The organism is Allobosea sp. NPDC055594, from assembly GCF_053618995.1.
Genome location: NZ_JBSHIO010000002.1, coordinates 513,994 through 526,143, shown reverse-complemented (window position 1 = coordinate 526,143; position 12,150 = coordinate 513,994). Strand labels below are relative to the sequence as shown.

8 protein-coding genes and 1 pseudogene are annotated in these 12,150 nt (G+C 66.3%); 3 read left to right on the top strand and 6 right to left on the bottom strand.

The window, feature by feature from the left end; all coding sequences use genetic code 11:
• The first annotated feature begins 73 nt into the window (after positions 1–73).
• Positions 74–1,107, top strand: a pseudogene (locus ACWGRX_RS06430) (aldo/keto reductase).
• A 9-nt stretch (positions 1,108–1,116) separates the two neighbouring features.
• Complete coding sequence (locus tag ACWGRX_RS06425) at positions 1,117–2,301, top strand: MFS transporter (RefSeq protein ID WP_452116848.1); 1,185 nt, start codon at positions 1,117–1,119, stop codon at positions 2,299–2,301.
• Positions 2,302–2,408: 107 nt separating this feature from the next.
• Here ACWGRX_RS06425 and ACWGRX_RS06420 read toward each other — a convergent pair whose 3' ends face one another.
• From ACWGRX_RS06420 to ACWGRX_RS06400, 5 genes are all read right to left on the bottom strand, one after another.
• The gene (locus tag ACWGRX_RS06420; RefSeq protein WP_452116847.1) at positions 2,409–4,103 is read right to left on the bottom strand and encodes an ABC transporter permease; all 1,695 of its coding nucleotides are present in this window, start codon (positions 4,101–4,103) and stop codon (positions 2,409–2,411) included.
• Positions 4,103–5,185: an ABC transporter ATP-binding protein gene (locus ACWGRX_RS06415; RefSeq protein WP_452116846.1), complete on the bottom strand. Its 1,083-nt coding sequence runs from the start codon at positions 5,183–5,185 to the stop codon at positions 4,103–4,105. The genes ACWGRX_RS06420 and ACWGRX_RS06415 overlap by 1 nt, the downstream gene beginning before the upstream one ends.
• An 83-nt stretch (positions 5,186–5,268) precedes the next feature.
• Positions 5,269–6,279, bottom strand: coding sequence for an extracellular solute-binding protein (locus ACWGRX_RS06410; protein ID WP_291636767.1), 1,011 nt, complete (start codon positions 6,277–6,279; stop codon positions 5,269–5,271).
• 78 nt (positions 6,280–6,357) lie between these two features.
• Positions 6,358–7,656 carry an L-rhamnose catabolism isomerase gene (gene rhaI, locus ACWGRX_RS06405; RefSeq protein ID WP_452116845.1) on the bottom strand — a complete coding sequence of 433 codons (1,299 nt, stop codon included), beginning with the start codon at positions 7,654–7,656 and terminating at the stop codon, positions 6,358–6,360.
• A gap of 3 nt (positions 7,657–7,659) precedes the next feature.
• On the bottom strand, positions 7,660–9,774 hold the full coding sequence (locus tag ACWGRX_RS06400) for a bifunctional rhamnulose-1-phosphate aldolase/short-chain dehydrogenase (RefSeq protein WP_452116844.1): 2,115 nt from the start codon (positions 9,772–9,774) through the stop codon (positions 7,660–7,662).
• Between the two features lie 198 nt (positions 9,775–9,972).
• Here ACWGRX_RS06400 and ACWGRX_RS06395 point away from each other — a divergent pair, with 198 nt between their 5' ends.
• On the top strand, positions 9,973–10,788 hold the full coding sequence (locus tag ACWGRX_RS06395) for a DeoR/GlpR family DNA-binding transcription regulator (protein ID WP_452116843.1): 816 nt from the start codon (positions 9,973–9,975) through the stop codon (positions 10,786–10,788).
• Here ACWGRX_RS06395 and ACWGRX_RS06390 read toward each other — a convergent pair.
• Positions 10,777–12,141 (bottom strand): FGGY-family carbohydrate kinase, encoded by a 1,365-nt coding sequence (locus ACWGRX_RS06390; RefSeq protein WP_452116842.1) that lies wholly within the window; start codon positions 12,139–12,141, stop codon positions 10,777–10,779. The genes ACWGRX_RS06395 and ACWGRX_RS06390 overlap by 12 nt on opposite strands.
• Positions 12,142–12,150 lie beyond the last annotated feature (9 nt).

The following is a 12,150-nucleotide window of genomic DNA, read 5'->3' as shown; positions in this document are numbered from 1 at the left end:
CCGGCCAACCCGGGTAATCCCGTGCCTGCCTCACCTCTATCTGTGCATCAACATAGCAACAGAAGAGAGAGCCATGGACTATCGTCAACTGGGTCGTCGGGGCTACGCGTTCCGGCCTTGACTTTCGGAACGGGCACGTTCGGCGGCAAAGGCCCGCTGTTCAGCGCCTGGGGACAGAGTGACATTCGCGAGGCGCGGCGGCTGATCGACATCTGCTTGGAGGCCGGCGTCACGCTGTTCGACACCGCGGACGTCTATTCAAACGGCGCCTCGGAGGAAATCCTCGGAGAGGCGGTGCGCGGCCGGCGCGGCGACGTCCTGATCTCGACCAAGACCGGACTGCCGATGGGCGACGGCCCCCAGGACTGGGGCGCGTCGCGGTCGCGGCTCGTCCGCGCGGTCGAGGCCTCGCTGAAGCGCCTCGGCACCGACCATATCGACCTGCTCCAGCTTCACGCCTTCGATTCGTCAACGCCGGTCGAGGAGCTGATGGGCACGCTCGACCGGCTGATCGTCGATGGCAAGCTGCGCTATGCCGGTGTCTCAAACTACCCCGGATGGCAGTTGATGAAGGCGCAGGCCGTCGCCGATCGCCATGGCTGGCCGCGCCTCGTCGCGCATCAGGTCTATTACTCGCTGATCGGGCGCGCCTATGAAACCGAGTTGATGCCGCTCGGCCTCGACCAGGGCATCGGAGCGCTGGTCTGGAGCCCGCTAGGGTGGGGACGCCTGACGGGCAGGATCGGGCGCGACCGGCCGGTGCCCGAAGGCAGTCGCCTGCACGAAACCGAGCAGTTCGCTCCACCCGTCGAGACCGAACTTCTCTATCGTGTCATCGACGCAATCGAGGCCGTCGCCGCCGAGACCGGCCGCACCGTGCCTCAGATCGCGCTGAACTGGCTTCTCCAGCGTCCGACCGTCGCGTCGGTGATCATCGGCGCGCGCAACGAAGAGCAATTGCGCCAGAATCTCGGCGCCATCGGCTGGTCGCTGACCGCCGATCAGGTCGCAGCGCTCGATGCCGCGAGCGAGGTACTCCCACCCTATCCTCACACGCCCTATCGGCAGCAGGAGGGCTTCGCCCGCCTGGCGCCGCGCGCTGTCTGAGGTGTCGCCATGAGCCTCAATCCCGGCTTGATCGCGCTGTCGGTAGGCGCCTTCGGCATCGGCGTCACCGAGTTCGCACCGATGGGGCTGCTCTCCGTCATCGCCAACGATCTGGGCGTTTCGATCCCCAGCGCGGGACTGCTGATCAGCGCCTATGCGCTGGGCGTGATGATCGGCGCCCCGCTGATGACCCTGACGACGGGCCGCGTGCCGCGTCGCACACTCCTGATCGGCCTTGCCGGCATCTTCACGGCCGGCAATTTGCTCGCAGCCGTCTCGGACAGCTACGGGATGCTGCTGGCCGCGCGCATCCTGACCTCCTTCAACCATGGCGCCTTCTTCGGCGTGGGCTCGATCGTCGCGGCCGGGCTTGTCCCGCCGCAGCGGCAGGCGGGCGCGGTAGCGGCAATGTTCATGGGCCTGACCATTGCCAATGTCGTCGGCGTGCCGCTAGCCAGCTGGGCCGGTGAGCATCTCGGCTGGCGTGCGGCATTCTGGGGTATCGCGGCACTGGGCGTGGCGACCATGGCGGCGCTACGGCTGACCCTGCCGCCGCTGCCGGCACCGAAGAACGCGAAGGCAATGGCGGAGTTGCGCGCGCTGACACGCGGTGCCGTGCTCGGCGCTCTGGCCCTGACGGTGATCGCGTCGAGCGCCATGTTCACCGTCTTCACCTATATCGCTCCGATCCTGCAGGAGGCGACGCAGGCCTCGTCCGCCTTCGTGACGGCGATGCTGTTCACCTATGGCGTGGGCCTCACCATCGGCAATTGGCTGGGCGGCCGCTTCGCCGACCGCTCGGTCGACCGGACGCTGATCGTGACGCTGGCGTCGCTATCGGCCGTTCTCGTCGGTTTCGCGATCCTGATGGGGCATGCGGCTGCGAGTGCCGTGCTGATCCTCCTTTGGGGCATCGCGAGCTTCGCGCTGGTCCCACCGCTGCAGGTGCGGGTGATGTCGGCGGCCTCCGACGCGCCGAACCTCGCATCGGCCGTGAACATCGGTGCCTTCAACCTCGGCAACGCATTTGGAGCTGCGCTTGGAGGCGGCGTGATTGCCGCCGGGCTTGGCTATCCGATGGTCGCGCTGGCCGGGGCCCTGACCTCGGCAGCCGGTCTGGTGGCGGTCATCATCAGCATGGGACACGCTGCGCGAAGCGATAGGCTGCGGCTCGGCACGCAAACTGGTCGGTAGGCGTCCAGGGCGCCGGGAGCAGCCGAGCTTCCGGCGCCCAACCCATCACGAATGATCGCTGTGCGCCAGGGCTGGTACTGGCTCCTTACCCGATCTCGGGCCATGCCTCAGACAAGGGCCTCCTCCTTCTTGCCGAGCAGCGTGAACAGCACGACCAGCGGCAGGAAGGTCAGCAGGATGAGCACCGTGCCCAGCGCCGATGCGACGCCGAAATTACCGTTCACGACCTCGTTGAAGATCTCGATCGCGACCGTCGTCGTCGTTCCCGACTGTAGGATCAGCGTCGCGCTGAGTTCGCGGATGGTATTCGACCAGGTCAGGAGCGCGCCCGAAAGGATCGCCGTCGCCAACAAGGGCACGGTGATCTTGGCGAAGGTCCGCCCCGGCCCCGCACCGAGATTGATCGAGGCATCCTCGGTATCGCGCGAGATCTGCTGCAGCATGCTGACCGAGGACCGGACCGAGAAGGGCAGCCGGCGGATGAAATAGGCCAGGATGATGATGGCCGCGGTGCCGGTCAGGGCGAAGGGCGGTTCATGATAGGTCACGACCAGACCGACGCCCAGCACGATCCCCGGAACCGCATAGGAGAACATCACCACGGTATCGAGCAGGCTCGAAACCGGCCCCGGCCGGCGTACGATGATGTAGGCGATCGCCGTCCCGATGATCGCGCAGAGTAGCGTCGCGACCGTGGTGTAGAACAGCGTGTTCCAGAGCGGCAGCGTGATCCGATCGAGGATGCGCGCGTAATTGTCGAGCGTGAAGCTCGCGACCAGGACCGGCCCGTTCGACTGCAGGAATGACGAGACGACGATGTTCACCAGCGGTAGGAGCGCGAAGCCGATCAGCAGGAAGACGAAGGCCGTCGCGGCGATGCGCTTGCCCAGCGGCTGTTCCTGGACCTGCAGCGGGCGGATCGCCGAGGTCGCGTAGGAAAACCGCGCCGAAAGCCAGCGTTGCAGCAGGAGCGCCCCTGTTGTGACCGACAGGAGCAGCACCGAGAGCGCGCTTGCAAGGACCGGGCGGCCACCGAACTCGTTGACGAATTCGCCATAGATCAGGACGGGCAGGACCCGGAAGCGTTCGCCGAGAATGATCGGCGTGCCGAGATCGGTGAAGGAGGCGATGAAGACCAGCAGGGCGCTCGTGGTGATCGAGGGCACCAGCAAGGGGGCGATCGCGGTACGGAAGGTGCGGAACTCGCTGGAGCCGAGATTGCGGGCGGCATCCTCGACGCTCTGGTCGATCGACTTCAGGCCCGAGGAGACGAGCAGGAAGACGAAGGGGAAGAATTGCAGCGTGAAGACGAAGATGATCCCCGAGGCCCCGTAGATCGAGGGCAGCGAGACGCCGATCGAATTGAAGAACTGGGTCAGAACGCCGCTGCGCCCGAACAGGACGACCCAGGAATAGGAACCGATGAAGGGTGGGGAGACGAAAGTCAGGACGACGGCGGCGCGCACGAAGCCGCGCCCCCAGATCTCGTAGCGATTGACGAAATAGGCGGCGGGAACGCCGAGGCAGACGGCGAAGATCATCGCCCAGATGCTGACCCAGAAGCTGTTGATCAGCGTCTGGTAGTAGAAGCGTTCGGAGAAGAAGTTGACGTAGTTCTCGAAGATGCTGCCGGTCTTGGCCCCTGCCGAGAGGCTGACGCCGACGATGTTCGCGACGGGCACCAGCAGGAGCCCGACGATGAGGACGAGGACGATGGCCGTGACCACCGGCCAGAAGCCGAAATGACGGGCGAGCCCGCCGCCGCGCCGCAGCGGGGTCTCCGTGCCGGGGACGGCGCTCATCAGGCAGCCTCGGGCGCGAACAGGGCGATGGCGGCTGGCGACACGCCGAGGCGGTGCCGGGTTCCGATCTCGGGGAGCATGACGCCGGTCCGGCTCGCCCCCGCGACCTGGACGAGATGGCCACCACCGAGATCGATGGCGTAGCGCACGGTCCCGCCGAGGAACTGAATGTCGGTCAGCGTCCCGACGAGCCCGTCACCATCGCCGTCGAGCGGGCGCAATTCGATGTCCTGCGGGCGGAAGGCGGCTTCGAGCGCGCCTTGCGGCAGCTCGCCGCGCAGCTTTGCCGTGAACTGGCCGCCCGGCAGCTCGATCCGGACGGAGCCGGCCTCGGCATTGCCGCGATGGACCGCCGGCAGGAAATTGTTCTCGCCGATGAAGCTCGCAACGAAGCGCGTGCTCGGCTTGTTGTAGATGTCGTGCGGGCTGGCGACCTGCTCCAGTCGGCCGCCGCGCATCACCGCGATCCGATCCGACATCAGCAGGGCCTCCTCCTGATCATGCGTGACATAGATCGTGGTCACGCCGATCTTGCGCTGCAGGGCGCGGATCTCGGTGCGCAGATGCATGCGCATCTCGGTGTCGAGATTGGAGAGCGGTTCGTCCATGAGCAGCACGTCGGGCTCGATCACCATGGCGCGTGCGAGCACGACGCGCTGCTGCTGTCCGCCGGAGAGTTCGCGGGGCTTGCGGTGGCCGAGATGGGAGAGACGGGTCAGCGCCAGATAGGTGTCGACCTTCTGCTTGATCTCAGCGGCCTTCAGGCCGCGGGCCCGTAAGCCGTAGGCGATGTTGTCGACGACGCTGAGATGCGGAAAGATCGCGTAGCTCTGGAACACCATGCCCGTATTGCGGTGCTGCGGCGCCAGATCGTCGATGCAGCTGTTGCCGAACAGGATGCGTCCGCTCGTCTGCTTCAGAAAGCCGGCGATAATGCGCAGCAGCGTCGTCTTCCCGCAGCCGGACGAGCCGAGCAGGGTGAAGAACTCGCCCTTGGCGATATCGAGGGAGACGCCGTCGACGGCGATGGAATCGCCATAGCGTTTCGTCACCTGATCGATATGGACGGAAGTGGAGGCCATCTGGAAATCCGGTCGGTCGCGCTTGTCACGGAGGGACGGGCGAGAGGTCGTGCTCTCGCCCGCGATCGGCTCGGCGGGAGCGCCTACTGCTGCGTCTTGACGATGATCTTCTGCATCCTGTCGAGCACTTCGGCCCGGCTGGTGGCGGCCCATTTCGCATCGTAGTCGATCAGCTTGAGCTCGCCTGCCGGCTTCATCTCTGGATGGGTCTGGACGCCCTGGCGGGTCGGCCGGCGGCCCGGGAACTTCGCGGTGAGTTCCTTCTGAGCCTCCTCGGAGAGCAGGAAGTCGGCGAACAGCTTCGAGGCCTGCGGGTTCGGCGCACCCTTGACGATGAACATGCCCTCCGGCTCCAGCAGCGTGCCGTCGGCCGGGTAGACGATGCCGGCGGTACCGGCGAGGACGTAGTTGATCGCAGCTTCCTCATAGGTGACGCCGATCGGGTATTCGCCGCGGCCGACCTGCTGGAACACCAGGCTCGATTTGAGGATGATGTTCATGTTCTTGGTCATGTTCTCGACCATCGTCCAGCCCTTGTCGTCGCGGCCGTAGATCAGCAGCCAGGTGTTGAGCGCGGCCAGCGCCGAGCTCGACTTCGACGGGTCGGCATGGACGATCTTGCCCTTCCATTCCGGCTTGGCGAGATCGGCCCAGGTTTTGGGCGCCTGGTCCGGCTTCACCTGGCTCTTATTGTACATCATCACCATGGTGCTGGCGGCGAACGGCGTGTTGTAGCCGTTGGCATCGAGCATTTTGGGCTCGACCTTGGCGAGCTCGGGCGAGCTGTACTTGTCGAAGAGATCGGGCGCCGAGGCGCCGGTATCGGAGAAGCCACCCCACATGACGTCGGCGGCCGGGCGGTTGCGCTCGGCGCGGATGCGGTTCAGCAGCTCGCCGGTGCCAGCCTTCACGGTCGTGACGCGAATGCCGTATTTGTCGCCGAACATCTTGGTGAAATGGTCGACCATTTCGGACGGGTGGGAGGCATAGACGACGAGCTTGCCCTCATGGGCCGGAGCCTGCGCGAAAGCCGCCGCTCCCAGGGCGAGCGAGGCCATGGCTCCGGTCATCAGTGATTTGAAGAGTGTCTTCATGGGTTCCCTCCGCTGCGTTCGTTCTGCGTTTTGCGCCTGCCGGCCGAACGATCCGGCGGCGCTTTCGGTCTTCGAGGCTCAGACGATGCCGCCACCGCTTCCCGTGCTGAGCGGGCGACGCGCGGCGACGCGCTTCCGGTAGCCGGACAGGCGATAGGCGCCGACCGGCTCGATCGCCCCCCCGGCCCGGCGCCGTGCCTCGGCGAGCAGCGGCGTCACATCGGTGCGGAAGGCGCGGCGCAGGGTCTCCGCGGCCATGGCGGCATCGTTGCGCGCCTGTAGCTCCGCGAGTTGCGCCCGGTCGACGAGCAGCGCCTGCGCATGGGCACGCCTGGCGGCATCTGCGCTGAGCATCAGGCTTTCGATCGGGTCGGTGAGATTATGCGACTGATCGAGCATCAACGCCGGAGCCTCGTCCCAGGCCTGGCGCTGCTCGGCATCGACCAGTTCGTTGAAGACCAGGAAGAGCCGGAACGGATCGACCGAGCCGGCATCGAGATCATCGTCGCCGAAGCGGGAATCGTTGAGATGGAAGCCGCCGAGCTTTCCGGCCGAGATCAGGCGCGCGACGATCAGCTCGATATTGGTCGAGGGGGCATGGTGGCCGAGATCGACGAGGCAACGCGCCCGGTGGCCGACGGCCTGAGCCGCCAGAAGGCAGGAGCCCCAGTCCTGCACCACCGTCGCATAGAAGGCGGGCTCGAAGTTCTTGTACTCGAGGAGCAGCCGCCAGCTTTCATCGGGCAAAGCCGCCTCGATCGCGGAGACGGATTCGACATAGCGCTCGAAGGCGCGCGCCAGATGGGACTGGCCGGCGAAGTTGCTGCCATCGGCCAGCCAGATCGTCAGCGCCCGTGCACCCAGCACCGCGCCCTTGCGGATGCAGTCGATATTATGCGCGATGGCCTGCGCCCGCACCTCGGCGTCGGCATGCGACAGGCTGCCGAACTTGTAGGAGAGCGCCTGGCCGGGCTGGTCCTGGAAGGTGTTGGAATTCACCGCATCGAAGCCGAGGCCGAGCTCCTGCCCACGCGCACTGACCGTCGCCATGTCGGCGACCTCGTCCCAGGGGAAATGCAGCGAGACGCGTGGCGTCGCCCGGCCAAGCTGCTGGATGACGGCACAATCCTCGAGCTTGTCGAAGATGTCAGCGGGCTCGCCCGGTCCCGGGAAGCGCGCGAAACGCGTGCCGCCGGTGCCGACGCCCCATGACGGGACCGCGATCTCCAGCGCCGAGACCTTGTGCAGCAGCGCTTCGCAATCGATGCCTCGTCGCGCCAGCGAGCGCGAAAGCGCCTCGTAATCCTGCGCGAGCCCGCCGGCCTCCTGCCGGTTATGCGCTTCGATGATGCCGGGATCGATCAGGAGCTCTGCCATGATCTATCTCGTGAAGGCGGGCGCGTGCCCGGCATCGACATTGAGAATGTTGCCGGTCGACTTCGCGGAGAGGTCCGAGGCGAAGAAATAGACGGCTTCGGCAATGTCCTCGGGGAAGACGTTGAGCTTCAGCATGCTGCGCTGGCGGTAGACCTCGTCCAGAGCATCGGGGGCGACATTGTAGGCCCCTGCGCGTTGCGCACGCCATTCGCCTTCCCAGATGCGCGAGCCGCGCAGCACGGCGTCGGGATTGACGACATTGGCGCGGATGCCATGCGGCGCGCCTTCCAGGGCGAGGCAGCGGGCCAGCTGGATCTCGGCAGCCTTCGCCGTGCAATAGGCCGAAGCGTTGGGCGAGGCGACCAGCGCGTTCTTCGAGGCGATGAAGACGATGGAGCCGCCACGCGCCTGCGCCTTCATCAGCCGGAAGCCTTCGCGCGAGACCAGGAAATAGCCGGTCGCGAGAATGTCGATATTGCGCTGCCAGAGTTCGAGGCTGGTTTCCTCGATCGGCGCGGCCGAGGCGATCCCGGCATTCGACACGAGGATGTCGAGCCCGCCGAAGGCGAGCGCCGCTTCGCCGAACAGGGCGACGACGGTCCGCTCGTCGGTCACGTCGACGGGGCATGCCGCAACGCGGTCACGGCCATGGCTCTTGACCAGCGCAGTCTCCGCCTCGCGCAGCGCCGCCCTGTCGATGTCGCAGATCACGACGCAGGCGCCTTCGCCGAGCAGTCTGCGGGCCGTGGCGAGGCCGATACCGCCGGCCCCGCCAGTGACCAGTGCGATCCGTCCCTCGAGCGGCTTGCCCTTCGGCAGCCGCTGCAGCTTGGCTTCCTCGAGCAGCCAGTATTCGATGTCGAAGGCTTCCTGCTCCGGCAGTCCGGCATAGGTCGAGGCCGCGCTGGCGCCCCGCATCACGTTGATGGCGTTGACGTAGAACTCGCCGGCGATCCGCGCCGTCGCCTTGTCGGCGGCGAAGGTGAACATGCCGATCCCGGGCACGAGGATGACGACAGGGTTGGTATCGCGCACAGGCGGCGAGTCCGGGCGCCTGCAGCGCTCGTAATAGCCGAGATAATCGGTGCGATAGGCCGCGATCGCCTGACGAAGCGTCGGCAGCAGCTCCTCGCCATCGAGGCGCGAGGCATCGATCTCCAGCACCAGCGGGCGGATCTTGGTGCGCAGGAAATGATCGGGACAGGAGGTTCCGAGCGGCGCCAATGCGGCGAGGTCCCGACTGCAGACGAAATCGAGCACCGCCGCCTGATCGTCGAAATGGCCGACCTTCGCGCGCCCTTCCGAGACGAGGCCGCGCAGGATCGGCATCAAGCGGGCCGCCGCCATGCGGCGCTGCTCGGGTGCCAACATGTCCACTGCCGCGCCGCCGAAAGCCGGCTTGCCAGCCTCTTGCCCGGCCAGCCAGGTGATCGCGCGATTGATCACCTCGACCGTGGTCTCATAACAGCCACGCTGGGTATCGCCCCAGGTAAAGAGCCCGTGGCTGCCGAGAATGACGCCGCGCGCGCCGGGATTGTCGCGCACGAAGCGCTCCAGCATCAGCCCGAGTTCGAAGCCCGGCCGCCGCCAGGGCAGCCAGCCGATCTCGTCGCCGTAGATCTCGCGCGCGATCGCCTCGCCATCGACCGAGGCGGCGATGGCGATGATCGCATCGGGGTGGACATGGTCGACATGCGGACGGTCAATCAGGCCGTGAAGCGGGGTGTCGATGCTGGCGGCGCGCGGGTTCAGGCCGAAGGTGCAGTGCGGATAGAGGGCGACGACATCGTCCTCCATTTCAGGACCGGTATAGGCCTGCCGGACGCTGCGAAAACGCGCCATGTCGAGCGTCGCGAAACCGTCGATCCGGATCGAGCCGAGATCGCCGCCCGAGCCCTTGACCCACATCACCTCGACCGGGGCGCCGGTCAGGGGATCGGGCATGTCGAGCTTGGAGGAGGTGTTGCCGCCGCCGAAATTTGTGATGCGCTTGTCGGCGCCGAGCAGGTTCGAGCGATAGACCAGCAGATCCTGTGGCGAGAGCGTCTCCGCCAGCCCTTCATCCCATGAGCTGGTGAGCAGACGCGACAAACCGCCCGCAATGGCGTGATCGGCCATGAGATCCTCGACTTCGGCGTTTCCGGCGAGCGGCGCGTATCGGCCGCCTTTTCATAAATTCATCGCGAACTCTCAATCATTGTCAAGTTCGATCAAGTTCTGTCATTTTCTTGCAAGCGGCATTGCGATGCGCCTGAAAAAATGAAGGATGCAGCCGGCAGCGACCGGCGCCGGGCCAAGGCGGGGAAACGGAAACAGATGCTCGAACGCGAACGGCACCGGCTGATCGTCAAGCTGACCAATGAGCGCTCGATCATCGCGCTCTCCGATCTCGTCGACATGCTGGATGCATCGGAGGCGACGATCCGGCGGGATATCGCGGCGCTCGACCGCAATGGCGAGCTGCGCCGGGTTCGCGGCGGGGCGGAGGCGCTGCGGCCGCGCCATCAGCACCAGCTCGCGGGCGTGCCCTTCGCCATGAGCCGCGACGTCAATGTCGCGCAAAAGCAGGCGATCGCGCGCGAGGCGGCCCGGCTGGTCGAGGACGGCATGAGCGTCATCCTCAATGCCGGCTCGACGACCTTCGAGCTGGCGCGCCTGCTACGCGGGCGCAACCTCGACGTCCTGACCAATTCATTCTCGATCGCAGGCGAACTGCTCTCGGTGCGCCCGGGCTGCCGCGTGACGATTCCGAGCGGGACGGTCTATCCCGAGCACAACATCATCCTGAGCTCCTTCGAGCATGACGGCACCGAGAGCTTCGCCGGCGAGGTGCTGTTCACGAGCTGCTACGGGCTTGGCCGCGCCGGAGCGACCGAGAGGGATCCGCTCATCGCCCGCGCGGCGCAGAAGCTGGCGCATCGGGCCGAGCGCGTCGTGGTGCTGGCGGATAGCGCGAAGCTCAAGGTCCGTTCTTCCATGATCGTCGCTCCGCTCGAGGAGATCGACATCATCATCACCGATAGCGGTGCCAGCGCGGCCGAGATCGAGCTGCTCCGCAGCCTTTGCCCCGATGTCCGTGTCATGGAAGCGGCGACTGCGACCAAGCCGCCGAGCCTGCGCTCAGCGTCCTGAATCCTGGGCTTCGGCGATCATCTCCCGCCAGGTGTTGCGATAGCCTTCCAGATCCAGGTCGAGCGCGGCGATCTCCTGCGCGGCGAGCGCGTAGTCCGGCAGCTGCCCGGCCTGCGACGGCCAATGCGCGAGCAGCGCCGCGCCGACGCCGGTTCCGTGCTGGTCCCGCGAGGCGAGGACGCGCACGTTCGGCAGAAGCGTGGCGAGCGCCCCGAGATAGAGCGGATTGGTGGCGAAGGGCCCGTCGACATAGAGCTTGGAAACGCGGCCGGTGAGGGCGAGGCTTTCGCAGGTCATCAAAGCGCAATAGAGCGCCGCCAGCGCCGCGTTCTGCGCTGGCCCGGATGGTGTTCCGCAAATGGCCCCGCTTCTTCCGCCGAACGGCCCGCCCGCTGCAAAGGAAGGCAGCGCGAAGATCTGCGCCGCCACGACCGCGCGCAGATCCTCGAGGTTCGCTTGCCCGCTGAACTCCGCTATTGCGGCATATTCCCGCCCGCCCATGAAACGAGCCGAGGCCACGGGGCGCCCGAGCACATCGATATTCGCCAGCGTATCGCGCTCGGCCGAAAGGCCGGGGACATTACCCTGGGTGTTGAAGCAGACGAACCAGGTGCCCGTGCTGACGAGCGCGAAGGGGTCCGGTGAGCCGGTGAGATAGCGCAGGAAGGCGGCGTTGCTGTCATGTGCGCCGGCCAGGACCCGGCATGCGGCGGGCAGGCCGAGCGCAGGCGCGGCCTTGCCGAGCACCGCCCAGGCGGGGGCGATCGGCGGCAACAGGCGGTCCCAGCCCATCGCGCTGGACAGCGAGGAGGGGCCGGCTTTCAAGGGCGCCCAGAGGTCGGTGTGGCAGCCGAGCGATGAGACTTCCGAGACCAACTCGCCGCTGAGCTTCCAGGCCCAGTACTGCGGATAGGCGATCAGCGCCCGAGCCTCGTCGAAGAGGCGCGGCATGGAACGATCGAGCGCGAAGAGCTGCCGTCCGGCATTGAGACCCAAAGGCAGATTCGGCGAAAAGCTCTCCGTGAAATCCGGCCGCAGAATGTCGTACTCGGCCGAAACGGTGTCAGGCACACGCTGTTCGTAGTCGACGATCCCATGGGCAAGCCCGCCTTCGCCCATGATGGCGAAGGCAGCTCCATGTGTGGTCGGCACGATGGCGGAAAGGTCGAAGCGCCTCGCGATCTGCTTCAGGCTGGCCAGAATGAACGTCCAGCAGCGCATCGTGTCGAGGCGCCGGCCATCACTGATGGACGCCATGCCATGAGTGGCGACGACGTTCAGATCGTGATCGACGGCGAGGATCTTGCTGTTGGTCTTGCCTATATCCAACACGGCGGTGACACCGGAAGTCATCGTCGTTCC